The organism is Clavibacter tessellarius, from assembly GCF_001618005.1.
Taxonomy (GTDB): Bacteria; Actinomycetota; Actinomycetes; order Actinomycetales; family Microbacteriaceae; genus Clavibacter; species Clavibacter tessellarius_A.
Map to the genome: position 1 here is coordinate 104088 of NZ_LQXA01000030.1, position 14775 is coordinate 118862.

Genomic DNA, 14775 nt, shown 5'->3' on the forward strand with positions numbered 1-14775 from the left:
CGTCCGAGAAGCACGGCGTTCCCCAGGACGACCAGGTCCACATGCTCCTCCATCCGAACTACGTCCAGCACCTGCGCAGCGAGGAACCTGATGGCGGACGCATCACGCTCTACATCGGCCACCCCCATGGTCAGACGGAGCGCGAGGTGGAGATCCTGGTGAGGACGTTCCCCGGAGCACGGCGGGAGGCACTCGTCTTCCACGCCATGCCGCTGGGCCCGAAGTACCGCCGTTATCGAGAGGAGCACCCGGATGGCCGACATGACGGATGAGGAGTACGAAGCCCTCGCCACGCGACTCACGGATCCCGACCGCCCCGTCGAGGCCATGGGTCCGCCGCTGACGGGCGAGGCCGCGGCCGCCTACGGGCGCGCCTTCATGCTCCGCGAGTACGGATCCATGGAGGCCATCGAGAAGGCGATCGAGGATGCCCGGCGGTACGACGCCGAGAAGCGCGCGACCGCGGACCCGGACCCGAGCCCCGCCTCCGAGTCGGTCGTCCGCGCCGTCATCTCCGCCGCCGACTCCGCGGCCTTCCGCGAGCTGGAGCGGCGCAGCGGGCTGGAGCAGGCGGAGCTCGTGCGCCGCGCGGTGCACGAGCTCCTCGTCGCCGAGAAGCTCGTCAGCTGAGCGCTCCGGCCGCGCGCGGCTACGGCTCCAGGTGCCCCAGCTCCGGCTGCGCCAGGAACGCCACGACCGGATCCGCCGCCGCACCCGTCTCGAACACCACGAGGTCGTTGCGGCCCGCGCGGAGCTGCGCGCCCGGCACGTAGAGCGTGTGCTGCGGGCCGCGGGTCCAGTAGCGGCCGAGCGCGAAGCCGTTGACGAACGCGACGCCCTTGCCCCACGAGCGCGTGTCGAGGAAGAGGTCGGCGGGCGCCTCCAGCTCGAACGACGCGTGCGCGAGCACGGGCCCGTCGAGGAAGCGGACGGGCGCATCGGGCTCAGCCGACGCGTCCGCGTCCGGCACCTCGGGCCCGCGCGGCGCGTCCGCGATGACGGCCGCCGACGCCACCGCCGCGGCCATCGCGCCGAGGTCGAGCGGCAGGCTCTCCCAGCCCGTGAGCTCCTCGCCGTCGAGCGTCGCCGGCCCGATGAGGCCCTTCGCCTCGCCGATGCGCACGCCGTAGTTCACGCGCCCCTGGTCCTCCACGAGCACCTCGAGCATCCGGCCGGGCGGCACCGCGATCGCCGTCTCGTGCTGGTCGCGCTGGATCACGCCGACGCGTACGCCGTCCACCGACACCACGGCGCGGTCGCGCACCTCGCCGAACGACAGCACGCGCGCATCGTCGGACGCGGGCAGCGCGACGCGGTGCAGCGCGAACCCGCGGAACACGCCGAGCGCGTCCATCGACGGCACGGCGGGCGTCGCGCGCCAGGCGGCGGGATCCGCCACGAGGTCCGCGAGCGGCACGACCGCGTCGAACGCCGTCCGGAACGCGGGCGCATCGCCGCGCTGCGCGGGCACCTCGTCGGGCACGTCCCGGTACCGCGCGATCACGTCGCGGAACGCGAAGAACTTGGGGGTCGGGGATCCGGTCTCGTCCAGCGGGGCGTCGTAGTCGTACGAGGTGACGTGCGACTGGTACGTGCCCTTGTGGTTGGCGCCGTTCGTGAAGCCGAAGTTCGTGCCGCCGTGGAACATGTAGATGTTCACGGACGCGCCCGCGGCGAGGAGCGCGTCCAGCTCGGCGGCGGCGTCGGCCGCGGAGGTCGTGTGGTGGTGCTCGCCCCAGTGGTCGAACCAGCCGTCCCAGAACTCGCTGCACATGAGCGGCCCGGTCGGCTGGTGGCGGCGCAGGGTCGCGAGGCGCTCGGTGGCGCGCGAGCCGAAGGATCCCGTGCGGTGCAGCTCGTCGAGGCTGCCGCGGGAGAGCATCTCGTCGGTGGGCTGGTCGACGGTCGTCAGCGGCACGATGATGCCGGACTCGCGCGTGAGGTCGACGAGGTGCCGGAGGTAGTCGGCGTCGTCGCCGTACGCGCCGTACTCATTCTCGATCTGCACGAGGATCACGGGCCCGCCCATGTCGATCTGCCGCGGCGCGACGATCTCGTACACGCGGCGGAGGAACTCGTCGACGGCCGCGAGGTACAGCGGCTCGCTGCGGCGGACGCCCACCGCGGGATCCTCGAACAGCCAGCCGGGGAGCCCGCCGCCGTCCCACTCCGCGCAGATGTAGGGGCCGGGGCGCACGATCGCGTGCATGCCCTCCGCGTGCACCAGGTCGAGGAAGCGGCCGAGGTCGAGGCCGTCGCTCGTGTCGAACGCGCCGCGCTCGGGGGAGTGGGCGTTCCAGGCGACGTACGTCTCGATGGTGTCGAGGCCCATGAGGCGGGCCTTGCGGATCCGGTCGGCCCACTGGTCGGGGTGCACGCGGAAGTAGTGGAGCGCGCCCGCGATGACGCGGTGCGGTCGGCCGTCGAGCTCGAAGTCGTCGGCGCCGATGCGGAAGCGGGTGCTGGTGGCGGGGAGGCCGGGCATGGTCGTGTCCTCAGGGGTGCGGGATGGCAGGGGAGAGGGGAGGCGCGACTCGCGTCGCACCTCCCCTCGTCGTGCGGGTGCTGCTACTTCACGTCGACGGTGAAGCCCTGCTGCTGGCCGTACTCGGCAGCCGCCTTGCCCCACGCCTCGAGGACGGGGTCGAGCGAGGTGCCGCCGGAGTACGCCGACGAGGCCGAGTCGCTGAAGATGCTGTTCGTGTAGACCTGGAAGGGCAGGTACTGCCAGTCCGGGACGACCTCCTTCGAGGCCGCGCTGAGCACCTCGTTGATCTTCTGCCCGCCGAAGTACTCGGGCGCCTCGGCGAGGAACTCGGGGCTGTTCAGGTCGGCCGTGGTGGAGGGGAAGCCGCCGGCGTCGAAGGAGATCTTGCGACCCTCCTCGTTCGCGGTCGTGAACTTCGCGAACTCCGCCGCGACGAGCTTGTTGGCCGACTGCTGCATGACGGCGATGGAGGATCCGCCGCTCTCCGCCGTCGCGGTGTCGCCCGCGCTGTACTGCGGCATGGGGGCGACGCGCCACTGGCCGGAGCCCGCGGTGGCCTGCGCCTCGAGGTTGCCGGGCATCCAGGCGCCGGTGATCAGCGTCGCGATGGATCCGTCGCCGAGGCCGCGGAACCACTCGTCGGTCCAGCCGGGCGTCTGGGCGAGCGAGCCGCCCTCGACGAGCTTGTTCCACATGGCCGTGTACTTCTTGGCGCCCGCGTCCTGCATGTCGATGGTGACCTTGTCGCCGTCGACCTTGTAGGGCTTGCCGCCGGCCTGCCAGATCATGCTCGTGGTGAAGCCGGCGTCGCCGGAGTCGCTGGTGATGTACTGGTTCGGGTCGGCGGCGTGCATCTTCTCCGCCGCGGCGACGTACTCGTCCCACGTGGTGGGGACGGCGATCTGGTACTTGTCGAAGACGTCCTGGCGGTAGAACATCGCCATGGGGCCCGAGTCCTGCGGCAGCGCGTAGAGGGCGTCGCCCTCGGTGACGGCGTTCCAGGTGGACGCCGTGAACTGGTCCTTCAGGTCCGTGTAGCCGTAGCCCGAGAGGTCGGCGAGGGACTTGCCGAGCGCGAACTGCGGGATCGCGAAGTACTCGATCTGCGCCACGTCGGGGGCGCCCTTGCCCGCCTTGATGGCGTTCTGGAGCTTCGTGTACTGGTCGGCGCCGGTGCCGACGTTCTGCACGTCGACCGTGACCTTCGGGTGCGCCTTCTCGAACGCCTCCGCGATCGGCTTGATGGCCGGGGCCCAGCCCCAGACGGTGATGGAGGACTGCGTGTCGAGGGCCTTCGCGAGGTCGTCGGCCGAGGCGGAGTCGGCGCTGGCGCCGCCGGATCCGGAGGAGCACGCCGCGAGCGAGCCCGCGAGGACGATGCCGAGGCCGAGCGCGATGGCGCGCTTCGCCCTGCGGGGGAACGAGATGGACATGGTGGTGCCTTTCACTTCTTCGTGGTGGTGAGGGGAGGTGCGGAGGAGCTGTCGGAGGGCGCTACGCCTTGACGCCGCCGGCCGAGAGGCCGGACTGCCAGTAGCGCTGGAGGAAGAGGAACGCGATCACGATCGGGATGATCGCGAGGAACGAGCCCGTGATGACGAGGTTGTAGATCGGCTGGCCGCCCACGGTGGTGGACTGCGCGTTCCACTGGTTGAGGCCCACCGTGAGGGGGTACCAGCGGGAGTCGCTCAGCATGATCAGGGGCAGGAAGTAGTTGTTCCAGGTCGCGACGATCGAGAACAGCAGCACCGTGATGAGGCCGGGCGACAGGAGCCGCAGGCTGATCGTGAAGAAGGTGCGGATCTCGCTCGAGCCGTCGATCCGCGCCGCCTCGAGGATCTCCTCGGGCACCGAGTCGACCGCGTAGGTCCAGATGAGATACAGGCCGAAGGGGCTGATGAGCGACGGCAGGATGATCGCCCACGGGGTGTTGGTGAGGCCCATCTGGCTGAAGAGCAGGAAGGTCGGCACCGCGAGGGCCGTGCCCGGGATCGCGACGGCGCCGAGCACCACCGCGAACACGATCTTCTTGCCCGGGAAGTCGAACTTCGCCAGGCCGTAGCCCGCGAGGGTGGCGAGCAGCGTGGCGCCGCCCGCTCCGACGACCACGTAGATCAGCGTGTTGCCGAGCCAGCGCACGAACTCGCCGTTGCCGTAGGTCAGCACGCCCTGGATGTTGTCCCACAGCGCGAAGTCGCCCGAGAACCAGAGGCCGAACGAGCTGAACAGCGCGTCCTGCGTCTTGGTCGAGTTGACCAGGAGCCAGAACAGGGGGAGCACGGAGTAGATGAGCAGCAGCGACATCACGATGGTGAGCACGATGCTGCGGCGCTCGCGCGGGGCGCCGGCGGAGCGGCGGCGCTTGGGCGAGCGGTCCGCCGGGGCGTCGCGGACGGGCGTGCCGGCGTCGGGCGCGGCGAGGGGGGTTCCGGTGAGGGTCGACACGGTCAGCTGTCCTTCCGGGTGCCGACGAGCTGCACCACGTAGGCGACCACCATCGTCAGGACGCCCATGATGATCGCGATGGCGGCGGAGTAGTTGAACTCCTGTCCCGCGAAGGACAGGTTGTAGGCGTACATGTTCGGCGTGAAGAACGAGCTGATGCCGTTCGGCGCCAGCGTCTGCAGGATGTTCGGCTCGTTGAAGAGCTGGAAGCTGCCGATGATCGAGAAGATCACGCCGATGACCAGCGCACCGCGGATGGCGGGCAGCTTGATGCCGGTGACGATGCGGAACGGGCCCGCGCCGTCGAGCTCGGCGGCCTCGTAGAGGTCGGGCGAGATGACGCGGAGGGCCGCGTAGAACAGCAGCATGTTGTAGCCGACGAACTCCCACGTGACGATGTTGCCGATCGACGCGAGGATCCAGCTCTGCGAGAGCAGGTCGGGGAGGTCCCAGCCGGTGGCCTGCTCCAGGTTGCCGACGAGGCCGAAGCGGTTGCCGTAGATGAAGCCCCACATGAGCGCCGCGACGACCGCGGGGACGGCGTAGGGCAGGAAGATCGAGATGCGGAAGAACGCCGTGAGGTGGAGGCGGGCCGAGTCGAGCGCGAGCGCCGCGAAGAGGGCGACGAACAGCATGATCGGCACCTGCACCACGAGGAACAGCGCGACGCGGCCGAGGGCCTCCCAGAACTGCGCGTCCCGGAAGGCACGCGTGTAGTTGTCGATGCCGACGAACGAGTTGCCACCGATCATCCGCTCCTGGAACAGGCTGAGGTAGATCGAGTAGCCGACGGGCGCGATGAGCACGACGAGGAAGACCACGAGGAACGGGGCCACGAACCACAGCCCCGTCCAGCGTCGCTTGTCGCGTCGCATCGGGGCGCCGCTCGGGCGGGCTGCGTCGGGCGCCGTCGGCCGGGCGGCCGAGGTCGACATCGTCGTCATGTGCTTCCACTTCGTCGGGGGATCGCGGCGCCATCAGCCCGTCGGGGGAGGGCTGTCACCCACCTCGGGAAGATTGGGTGTTTGCGCAAACATCTGTGATGCTCGCAACCATGACATCTCCACCGTCGGCCGTCAAGTCGGGCGGCCGGCGCACGCCCGGCGGCCGCACCGTGTCGATGGCGGACGTCGCGGCGCACGCCGGCGTCTCCGCCCAGACCGTCTCCCGCGTGTCCAACGGCGCGCAGAACGTGGAGGCCTCGACCCGCCAGCGCGTGGTCGACGCGATGGCCGAGCTCGGCTACCGGCCGAACAGCGCGGCCCGGGCGCTGAAGACCGGCCGCTTCCGCAGCATCGGCATCATCATGTTCACGCTCTCCACCCTCGGGAACATGCGCACGCTCGACGCGATCGTCACCGCCGCATCCGATGCCGGGTACACGATCACGCTGATGCCCGTGCCGCACCCCACCGAGGGGGAGGTGGCCGGCGCGTTCAGCCGGCTGCAGGAGGAGGCGGTCGACGGGGTCGTCATCATCATCGAGGCGCACATGCTCGACCGCGCCGACGTGATCATCCCCGTGGGGCTGCCCGTCGTGATCATCGACTCCGACGCGGGCGACCCGTTCGTGGTCGTCGACACCGACCAGGAGCAGGGCACGCGGCTCGTCACCCAGCACCTGCTGGACCTCGGCCACACCGCGATCGTGCACGTCGCCGGCCCGTCCACCTCGTACTCCGCGGCCCGGCGCGCGGCGGAGTGGCGCGCGACGATGGTCGACGCCGGGCTCTCCCCGGAGGATCCCGCGCAGGGCGACTGGACCACCGCGTCCGGCTACCGCATCGGGAAGGAGCTCGGGCAGCGCGCCGACATCACCGGCATCGTGGCCGCGAACGACCAGATGGCCCTCGGGATCCTGCACGCGCTGCACGAGCTGGGCCGCGACGTGCCGGGGGACATCAGCGTGGTCGGCTTCGACGACACGGAGGAGTCGAGCTCGTTCTGGCCGCCGCTCACGACCGTGCACCAGGACTTCACCGAGATCGGCCGCCGCTCCATGCAGGTGTTGCTGGAGATGCTTGAGGGGCGCGAGCCGTCGCACGACCGCATCGTGCCGACGCGGCTCGTGGTGCGCGAGAGCGCGGCGGCGCCGCGGGCCAGCTCCCGGGCGACCCGCGGCTGAGCGCTCCGCGTCAGGTGCGCACGACCCCTCGTGCCGACGTCGCGCGGGATGCGCGCGGCGGCAGCGGCTTGCCCGGTGCGACCGTGCCCGTCGTCTGCATGAAGGTGTTGCCGCCCTCGAACAGCGCGTAGGTGTCCCCGGGTGAGTCGAGGTGGATCGCGATGGGGTTGTTCGAGTGGTCGAACCGGCAGCCCTCCACGATGACGCGGCCGCCGCTGCCGACCTCGAGGGCGGCGTACTGGCCGGATCCGGCCTGCGTGTTGTCGAAGACCACCCCCTTCACGTCGACGTCGCCGCGGAGCAGCGGCCGCCCCCGCATGAGCGGTCCGATGTGGTCGCCCACCAGGTTCACGTGGAGGTGCCCGGTGGTGGCGTAGCTGTCCTGCGCGTTCGCGCCGACGAGGATCCCGAGGCGCTCGGAGGCGAGCGGCTGGAGGCCGAAGCCCCAGTCCCAGCGGATGCTCGGATCGATGTCCGCGTACGCGCGCGAGTAGGAGAACGTGCTGTTCGAGATGGTGACGTCGTCGGCCCCGCGGGTCACCGACATGAGGTCGTCGGTGGTGTCGTACGCGACGATGCGGTCGATGGTCACGTGCGCGGCACCGCGCACGCTGATGGCCTCGTAGTTGACGCCCGCGCCGTGCGGCCTCGTCGCGGCGCCGGAGAGCGCGACGAGGTCGGAGAGGCGGCCGTGCAGGGTGAGGTCGCGCACGGTCACGTCGTGGAGGGCGCCCGCGTAGGTGTGGTCGTAGATCCGCAGCTGGATGTTCACGAGCTCCACGGTCGGGGTGGCGCCCTCGATGAGCGTGCCGCTCGATGCCGCGTCGAGCACGTCGACGAAGACGGGAGAGGGGCCGCCGTAGAGCGACGTGGTGATGACGATGTGGTGCACGTGCTTCGCGATCGCGGTGCGCAGCGCATCGACGCTGGCGACGCGGGCGGTCGCGCCGGCGCCGGTCGCGGACGAGCCCGAGGTGAGGGCGGCGCTGGTGGTCGTCGCGGCGGCGGCGGGAGCGGCGGCGTCCGCCGGAGCGGTCGGGCCGGTGCCCGTGAGGGCGACGAGGAGGAGCGTGCCGGCGAGCGCGGCGGGCAGGGGACGGATGCGCATGGATGCCTCTCGGAGAGGCGCCGTGGCCCGCGGGCCGCGACGCGGGAGGATGCGCGGCGCCCCGTCTGGCGACGCGGCCACGCTGTCAGACGGCCGTCTGATGCGTCACCGTAACGGCGGGCTCGACGGTGTCGGGCGGCCTCCGCACAGCGCATCCCGCCCCAGCGTTTCGACCGACCCGCCGCGGGGAACGGGGAGGGGGACCCGCCCGCCCGACCAGGAGGCCCGCCTGTGCCCGTCGTCGCCCCGCTCCACGAGACCTTCCCTCGCGTCCGCTCCATCGCCGTGCTGCGCGGCGGCGGGCTCGGCGACCTGATCTTCGCGCTGCCGGCCATCGCGGCGCTGCGGGCCGCATACCCGGGCGCGCGGATCACGCTGCTCGGCACGCCGCTGCACCGCGCGCTGCTGGCGGGCCGGCCGGGCGCGCCCGAGGAGATCGAGGTGCTGCCGGTGGCGCACGGGGTGCGGGACGTGCCGGGCACGGATCCGGACCCCGCGGAGGTCGAGGCGTTCGCCGGCCGGATGCGCGAGCGCCGCTTCGACCTCGCCGTGCAGGTGCACGGCGGCGGCCGGAACTCGAACCCGTTCCTGCTGCGGCTCGGCGCGCGGCACACCGTGGGCACCGCGACCGACGACGCCGAGCGGCTCGAGCGCGTGATCCCGTACGTCTACTACCAGCACGAGGTGCTGCGCGGGCTCGAGGTCGCGGGGCTCGCGGGCGCGCGGATCGCCGACCTCGAGCCGGTCGTCGAGGTGACCGATGCCGAGCGCGACGCCGCCACGCGGCACCTGGCGGGCGCGCCCGGCGGGCTCGTCGTGATCCACCCGGGCGCCACGGACGTGCGCCGCCGCTGGCCCGTGGAACGGTTCGCGGAGATCGCGCGCCGGGCCGCCGCCGACGACGCGCAGGTGGTCGTGGTCGGCGACGCGACGGATGCCGCCGACGCCGACCGCATCGTGGCGCTCGGCCGGGACGGCCTGCCGGCCGAGCAGGCCGCGCGCATCACCTCGCTCGCCGACTCGCTCACGCTGGGCGAGCTGGCCGGCCTCTTCACCCACGCCGACGTCGTGCTCGGCAACGACAGCGGCCCGCGCCACCTCGCGCAGGCCGTGGGCGCGCGCACGGTCGGCGTGTTCTGGTTCGGCAACGTCATCAACGCGGGGGCGTTCGGCCGCACCCGGCACCGGATCCACATGGGCTGGACCACGCGCTGCCCCGTCTGCGGCGTCGACGTCACGCAGGTCGGCTGGACGGCGGAGCGCTGCGCGCACGACCCGTCGTACGTGGTCGACGTGCAGGTGGACGACGTGCACGCCGACGTGGAGCAGCTGCGGCGGGCGTCGCTCAGGGATCGCGTCACGGTCTGAGGCACGCGTCGGCCGCGCCTGGTGACGGGGCGCGCGCGGATCCGCCGGGTCGGCGAGCATCGGGGGATGGACTGGCGAGAGGACCGCATCGGCTCGGCCGTGCGCGGCGAGAACCCGACCGTGCTGCGCGAGCTGGGAGCGGGGTACGCCGTCATCGGCGACGTGCAGTTCCTCCCCGGGTACTGCGTGCTCCTCGCGAAGGACGCGCAGGCGACCGCGCTCGCCGAGCTGCCCCGGCTCGAGCGCGTGCGCTTCCTGGCGGACGCCGACCTGCTCGCGACCGCGGTCGAGCGCGCGTGCCGGGCGGCGGATCCGGCCTTCCGTCGCGTGAACCTCGAGGTGCTGGGCAACGCGGACGCCTTCGTGCACGCCCACGTCTGGCCGCGGTACGCGTGGGAGCCGCCGGCGCTCACGCGGCGTCCGGTGTGGCTGCACGCGGAGGAGCGGTGGGCGGATCCGGCGACGGCGCTGGGCGACGCGCACGCAACGCTGCGGGCGCGGATCACGGCGGAGCTCGACGCGCTCGTGGCGGCGGACGACGTCTCAGTCCGCGCCGGCTGAGACGAAACATCTCGGTCGCCCTCTCGGCGAACGATCAACTCAGAGTTGAGTGTTGCTTCGGTGACCTCGCCGTCATCGAGGATCGGTCGCGAGCGCCTCCGTCGGCCGCATCGTCGTCGCGATCGCCGCGTTGCGCAGCGACTCGGTGCCCGCGTCGAGGTAGCCGAAGCTGCGCTCGTGGGCGGCGTACTCCTGCTTGCGCAGGGTCGGATCCTGGATGGTCGTCCACGCCGCCGACCGCGGGTCGTCGTTCCAGCGCGAGTGCAGCACCGGGGCGTGGCCGGTCACCGGGAGGAGGCCGCGCGACGGATCGCCGTCGACCTGGATCACGGTGGCGCCGAAGCCGGGCGCACGCGGATCCTGCCGCGACAGCCGGCCCCACACCGCCTCCGCGTCGTCGGCCGCCTCGCCCGCGTAGACGTGCCGGGCGTGCAGGTCACGCACGCCGGCGATGCCATCCTCGACGCCGGCCGAGCCGAGCATGACGAACGAGTAGACGCCGAGGTCGCGGGCGGCGAGCGCGTCGGCGGCCATCGTGGAACCGTACGAGTGCGCGATGACGCTCACGGTGGCGAGGTCGCCGTGCGCGCGAGCCGCCCGCAGCCCCTGGATCTCGCTCGCCAGCAGCGGGGCGCCGCGCTCCGCGCTGTCGCCGAGCGTCGCGTCGATGCCGGGGGCCGGTGTCCGGTAGCCGATCCACGCGACCACGGCATGCGCGGCCGGCGCGCCCACGGCCGCCTGCGCGTCGTACACGTTCTGCGCGGTCTCGGTCCAGAGCTGCATGTCGTCGGTGTAGGTGCCCATGCCGGGGACGGTGAAGGTGACCTGGCGCGCGGTGTCGAGATCACCCACGGCGATGGCGGCGAGCGGCGGATCCCGGTGCGTGAACGACACGAGGGTGCGCCGCGGCCCGCCCTTCGACCGGAGCGCCTCGCGGATCGCGGTGAGAGCGGTGAGCCGGTCGCGCGCGGCCGCGTCGCCGGGGTGCGCCGCGACCGCCGCCTCCTCGGTCGCGAGACGCGCCGCCAGCTGGCGGCGGTTGGCGGCGTCGCGGGAGGCGTAGTCCACGCCGTCGAGGTTGCCGATGAGACCGGACGAGTGCCGGATCAGGGTGCGCTGGCGCTTCCGGTCCTTCGCGGCCCACCAGCTGACGACGTGTGCGGGAGCGGCGTCGCGCACCTGCAGCTCGAGGGACGGATGCGCGGCGATCATGCGCTGCGCCTGCGCGTCGGAGAGTGCGGCGTACCGGTCGAGCTGCGCGAACCCCGCGTCGACGCCGCCTCCGGGCGGGGCCGGCAGGATGAGGAGCCCGACGAGCACGGCGGCGAGGGCGAGCGCGGTCTCGCGTCGACGATGCGCCCGGGTCACGTGCGCCTCCTCATCGGGCGCTCCGCCGGAAGGGTGCGCTCGTCAGATGGTAGGTCGTCCGGATCGGGCTCCGGCCGTGCACCGACTGCACGCGCGCTGGACACCGGGCATGCGCTCGCCGTGCACGGGAGGCGGACAGCGGGTCAGCCGCGCCGCAACGCGAGCGCGTCGCGGAGGGCGGTGGCGGAGGCCGCGGTGCTGTCGATGCGCCAGTCCGCCTCCTTCTGGAAGTCGAACCACACGAAGCCGAGCACGTCGGGCTGTGCCTGCAGGTACGCGACGAGGTCGCGGTTCCAGGCGGACTTGGATCCGCCGACCTCGCTCGACGCCACCTCGCCGATGACGAGCGGCTTGCCGGGCGCGACCGCGCGGAGGCGGTCGATGCCGGGGCCGAACAGCGTGGCCGGATCCGTCCACCGCTGGCCGGGCGCGGAGCCCCAGTTGTAGCCGTCGAGCGCGACGACGTCGACCTGGTCGCTGCCGGGGTAGAGCGAGGCCAGGTCGGTGGATCCCTGGTACGGCACGTTCGGGCTCCAGACCCACTTCACGTTGGTGGCGCCCTGCGCGGCGACGAGGTCGTGCACGTGCTTCCACGCGGCGACGTACGAGCCGGACGCGTTGCCGTTCACGCCGTCGGACCACGGGTACCAGTTGCCGTTCATCTCGTGGCCGTAGCGGAGGTAGACGGTCTTGCCGTACTTCGCGAGGTCGGCGCCCCACGACCGGATGTAGGCGTCGTGGTCGCCCGCGACGATGCTCGCGTTCGTGTACGCGGACTGGGTGGTGCCCGCGCCGCCCTGCCACGGCTCCCACGTGACGAGGCTGTCGGCGCCGCGCGCGGCGACGCTCTGGAGGCCCGCGATCGGGGCCGGGTGCGTGAAGTCGACGTGGCTCATCACGATGGACGGGCTCTCGCCGAGCTCGACGGAGGCGGCGTCGAGCTCGCCGTTCGCGGTGGGGCCGCCGGGGGTCGAGAGGCCGAGGCGCAGGCGGGCGGAGCTGATGGCGGGGGCCGACGAGGTGGCGGGGGCGGGCGTCGCGGCGGCCGGGACGGTCGGCGTCGCGGCGGGCGCCGGGGTCGTCGTCGGCGCGGGCGCCGGGGTGGCGAGGCGGGCGGATCCGCTCGACTTCGCCGGGGCCACCGTGAACGTCGTCGCGGCGGAGCGCGTGCCGGAGGTCGCGGTGATCTTGATGGTCGAGAGCGCGGTGCGGGGGATGGAGATCGCGGTCGTGAACGTGCCCGTGGCGGTGGTCGTGATGCTCTTCGCGGCGGACCCGGCGGCGACGACCGCGGCCTTCTTCGCCGTGAAGCCCCTGCCCGTGACGGTCACGGCCGTGCCGACGGGGCCGGAGGCGACGGAGAGGACGACCGCGGCGGGGGCCGTGGGGACGGGCTGCGCCGCGGCGGCGCGGGAGGCGACGGCCGGTGCGACGAGCACGGTCGCCGTCACGACCGCCGGTGCGACGGCGGTGACGACAGCGCATTTGAGGCGGCGACGAGTGGGCATGGCGATAGGGTCCTTCCCCCGATGGATGTATGCGATCGTATGTACTTCGGCGCCCTCCGTCCAGCGGATGTCCGTCTGGCGACGGGATCCGCTGGCGGGGGCTGAGCGGCTATCAGACGCGGCGGGCGGCGAGCGCGTCGCGGATGGCCGTGGCGGAGGCCGCGGAGCTGCCGATGCGCCAGTCCGCCTCCTTGTCCATGTCGAACCAGACGAAGGCGACCACGTCGGGCTGGGCCTGCAGGAACGCGACGAGGTCGGTGTCCCACGCGGCCTTGGATCCGCCCACCTCGGACGACGCGGTCTCGGCGATGATGATGGGCTTGCCCGCCGCGACGGCACGCAGCCGCTCGAGGCCGAAGCCGAAGAGGTCGGACGGCGAGACCCAGGCGCGGCCGGCGACGCCGGTGCCCCAGTTGTAGCCGTCGAGCCCGACGACGTCGACGTACGCGGCGCCCGGGTAGAGGCCGGCGAGCGGGGTGGATCCGGTGTACGGCACGTTCGGCGTCCACACCCAGCGCACGTTGGTGGCGCCCTGGGCGACGACGACGTCGTGCACGTGCTTCCACGCGGCGACGTAGGAGCCCGGCGCGTTGCCGTTGACCCCCTCGGCCCACGGGTACCAGTCGCCGTTCATCTCGTGCGCGTAGCGGAGGGAGACGGGGCCGCCCCAGGCGGCCAGCTGGGTGCCCCACTCGCGGAGGTAGGCGTCGTGGTCGCCCGCGAGGATGCTCGCGTTCGAGAAGCCGGGCTGGTTCACGCCGCCCCCGGCCTTCCACGGCTCCCACGTGAGGAGGCTCTCGGCGCCGCGTGCGCGGACCTGGTCGAGGGCGGCGATGGGCGGCGCCTGCGTGAAGTCGGCGTAGGAGAGCACGATGCTCGGGTCCTCGCCGACCTGCGCGGCGACCTGGTCGAGCTCGCCGCCGGCGGTGGGACCGCCGGGGGTCGCGACGCCGAAGCGGAGCCGGGCGTCGGAGACGGTGGGGGCGGCGCTGACGGCGGTCGGCGCGGTGCTCGCGGCGCCGCTGCTGGCGGCGTTGGCGGGGGATGCTGCGGTGAGGATCCCGGCGGTGAGGGCGGCACCCAGGAGGAGGGTGGTCGCGAGGCGGATGGGGCGGTGGTGGTGCTGCATTGTGTCCAATTTTCTGCGGATGTCCGCTCCCTGGAAGCTATCCGACGCTCCTCGGGCTGGACCGCCCGATGTCCGCTCACGGCCGGACGGTCAGGGGATGGTCGGGTCCGCTCGCGTCCGCGCATCCGTCCGCCCGTGCGCCCGTGATCTGCCGAGCGGCGACGCGCTCAGCCCTCGGCGACGGGGAGGTGCGCCGGCTGCTCGTCGCCGGGGTCGGGCGCGAAGGCGATGGACTCCTCGATCAGGCTGACCACCACGTCGACCTCCGCCTCGTCGCGCGGGCCGTAGACGAGGAACTCGGTGCCGTAGTCCTCGTACTGGTGCGGCGTCGCCCAGCCGAGCGCGGTCAGCTCGGTGCCGCGGGCGACCGGGAGGCAGAGGTGCAGGGACGTGTCGTCGACGCCGTGCAGGTGCACGGGCTCGAGGCGGCCCTCCGGCGCGAGCGACGCCCAGGGGACGATCGGCTCGGCGAGGTCCTCGAGGAAGAGGCCGCGCGACGTGGCGGGGGACACCTGGCTGTGGCTCTCGCGCACCCCGGGCAGCGCGAACGCGCGCGCGACGAGACGGCCCCAGAGCTCCGGTGTCGCGCGGTCGGTGAGCTGCCGCTGCGGGCCCTCGTCGGAGAGGGTCGGGCGCGGGCCGCGGCGTGGGGTGGAGATCACCCGTCGAACGTAT

The 14775-nt window shown here is 72.7% G+C and carries 14 protein-coding genes; 5 read left to right on the forward strand and 9 right to left on the reverse strand.

Features of this window, described 5'->3' with window-relative positions; genetic code table 11:
- The first annotated feature begins 41 nt into the window (after window positions 1-41).
- Together AWH51_RS08165 and AWH51_RS08170 are read left to right on the forward strand one after the other, a co-directional pair.
- Window positions 42-272 carry a hypothetical protein gene (locus AWH51_RS08165; RefSeq protein ID WP_063071588.1) on the forward strand — a complete coding sequence of 77 codons (231 nt, stop codon included), beginning with the start codon at window positions 42-44 and terminating at the stop codon, window positions 270-272.
- Window positions 253-630 carry a hypothetical protein gene (locus tag AWH51_RS08170; RefSeq protein ID WP_063071589.1) on the forward strand — a complete coding sequence of 126 codons (378 nt, stop codon included), beginning with the start codon at window positions 253-255 and terminating at the stop codon, window positions 628-630. The genes AWH51_RS08165 and AWH51_RS08170 overlap by 20 nt, the downstream gene beginning before the upstream one ends.
- A gap of 19 nt (window positions 631-649) precedes the next feature.
- Here AWH51_RS08170 and AWH51_RS08175 read toward each other — a convergent pair whose 3' ends face one another.
- The 4 genes from AWH51_RS08175 to AWH51_RS08190 all read right to left on the reverse strand — a co-directional run bounded on the left by AWH51_RS08175 (window position 650) and on the right by AWH51_RS08190 (window position 5877).
- Window positions 650-2485, reverse strand: coding sequence for a glycoside hydrolase family 35 protein (locus AWH51_RS08175; RefSeq protein WP_063071590.1), 1836 nt, complete (start codon window positions 2483-2485; stop codon window positions 650-652).
- Between the two features lie 83 nt (window positions 2486-2568).
- Window positions 2569-3921, reverse strand: a complete 1353-nt coding sequence (locus tag AWH51_RS08180) for an ABC transporter substrate-binding protein (protein WP_063071591.1) — start codon at window positions 3919-3921, stop codon at window positions 2569-2571.
- 61 nt (window positions 3922-3982) lie between these two features.
- The gene (locus tag AWH51_RS08185) at window positions 3983-4933 is read right to left on the reverse strand and encodes a carbohydrate ABC transporter permease (protein ID WP_063071592.1); all 951 of its coding nucleotides are present in this window, start codon (window positions 4931-4933) and stop codon (window positions 3983-3985) included.
- Window positions 4934-4935: 2 nt separating this feature from the next.
- Window positions 4936-5877 carry a carbohydrate ABC transporter permease gene (locus AWH51_RS08190; RefSeq protein ID WP_063071593.1) on the reverse strand — a complete coding sequence of 314 codons (942 nt, stop codon included), beginning with the start codon at window positions 5875-5877 and terminating at the stop codon, window positions 4936-4938.
- A 110-nt stretch (window positions 5878-5987) separates the two neighbouring features.
- Here AWH51_RS08190 and AWH51_RS08195 point away from each other — a divergent pair, with 110 nt between their 5' ends.
- On the forward strand, window positions 5988-7058 hold the full coding sequence (locus AWH51_RS08195) for a LacI family DNA-binding transcriptional regulator (RefSeq protein ID WP_175345490.1): 1071 nt from the start codon (window positions 5988-5990) through the stop codon (window positions 7056-7058).
- A 10-nt stretch (window positions 7059-7068) separates the two neighbouring features.
- Here the strand turns inward: AWH51_RS08195 and AWH51_RS08200 are convergent, their stop codons facing one another.
- Window positions 7069-8166, reverse strand: a complete 1098-nt coding sequence (locus tag AWH51_RS08200; protein ID WP_063071595.1) for a hypothetical protein — start codon at window positions 8164-8166, stop codon at window positions 7069-7071.
- A gap of 231 nt (window positions 8167-8397) precedes the next feature.
- Between AWH51_RS08200 and AWH51_RS08205 the strand changes: the two genes are divergently transcribed.
- Both AWH51_RS08205 and AWH51_RS08210 read left to right on the forward strand, forming a co-directional pair.
- Window positions 8398-9534 (forward strand): glycosyltransferase family 9 protein, encoded by a 1137-nt coding sequence (locus AWH51_RS08205; protein ID WP_063071596.1) that lies wholly within the window; start codon window positions 8398-8400, stop codon window positions 9532-9534.
- Between the two features lie 66 nt (window positions 9535-9600).
- Window positions 9601-10095 carry an HIT family protein gene (locus AWH51_RS08210; protein WP_063071597.1) on the forward strand — a complete coding sequence of 165 codons (495 nt, stop codon included), beginning with the start codon at window positions 9601-9603 and terminating at the stop codon, window positions 10093-10095.
- 72 nt (window positions 10096-10167) lie between these two features.
- On the opposite strand, the gene AWH51_RS08215 is transcribed toward AWH51_RS08210, so the two are convergent.
- The 4 genes from AWH51_RS08215 to AWH51_RS08230 form a co-directional block, all read right to left on the reverse strand.
- Window positions 10168-11463 carry an alpha/beta hydrolase gene (locus AWH51_RS08215; protein ID WP_063071598.1) on the reverse strand — a complete coding sequence of 432 codons (1296 nt, stop codon included), beginning with the start codon at window positions 11461-11463 and terminating at the stop codon, window positions 10168-10170.
- 143 nt (window positions 11464-11606) lie between these two features.
- Complete coding sequence (locus tag AWH51_RS08220; protein ID WP_063071599.1) at window positions 11607-12971, reverse strand: glycoside hydrolase family 26 protein; 1365 nt, start codon at window positions 12969-12971, stop codon at window positions 11607-11609.
- 112 nt (window positions 12972-13083) lie between these two features.
- Window positions 13084-14100, reverse strand: coding sequence for a glycoside hydrolase family 26 protein (locus tag AWH51_RS08225; protein WP_063071600.1), 1017 nt, complete (start codon window positions 14098-14100; stop codon window positions 13084-13086).
- A gap of 167 nt (window positions 14101-14267) precedes the next feature.
- Complete coding sequence (locus AWH51_RS08230; protein WP_254654517.1) at window positions 14268-14762, reverse strand: luciferase family protein; 495 nt, start codon at window positions 14760-14762, stop codon at window positions 14268-14270.
- Window positions 14763-14775: the final 13 nt, after the last annotated feature.

Bases quoted from the DNA above. Each gene is read 5' to 3' on its own strand.
- AWH51_RS08165 (WP_063071588.1), top strand. From the start codon at position 42: ATGCTCCTCCATCCGAACTACGTCCAGCACCTGCGCAGCGAGGAACCT.
- AWH51_RS08170 (WP_063071589.1), top strand. From the start codon at position 253: ATGGCCGACATGACGGATGAGGAGTACGAAGCCCTCGCCACGCGACTC.
- AWH51_RS08175 (WP_063071590.1), bottom strand. From the start codon at position 2,485: ATGCCCGGCCTCCCCGCCACCAGCACCCGCTTCCGCATCGGCGCCGAC.
- AWH51_RS08180 (WP_063071591.1), bottom strand. From the start codon at position 3,921: ATGTCCATCTCGTTCCCCCGCAGGGCGAAGCGCGCCATCGCGCTCGGC.
- AWH51_RS08190 (WP_063071593.1), bottom strand. From the start codon at position 5,877: ATGACGACGATGTCGACCTCGGCCGCCCGGCCGACGGCGCCCGACGCA.
- AWH51_RS08195 (WP_175345490.1), top strand. From the start codon at position 5,988: ATGACATCTCCACCGTCGGCCGTCAAGTCGGGCGGCCGGCGCACGCCC.
- AWH51_RS08200 (WP_063071595.1), bottom strand. From the start codon at position 8,166: ATGCGCATCCGTCCCCTGCCCGCCGCGCTCGCCGGCACGCTCCTCCTC.
- AWH51_RS08210 (WP_063071597.1), top strand. From the start codon at position 9,601: ATGGACTGGCGAGAGGACCGCATCGGCTCGGCCGTGCGCGGCGAGAAC.
- AWH51_RS08220 (WP_063071599.1), bottom strand. From the start codon at position 12,971: ATGCCCACTCGTCGCCGCCTCAAATGCGCTGTCGTCACCGCCGTCGCA.
- AWH51_RS08225 (WP_063071600.1), bottom strand. From the start codon at position 14,100: ATGCAGCACCACCACCGCCCCATCCGCCTCGCGACCACCCTCCTCCTG.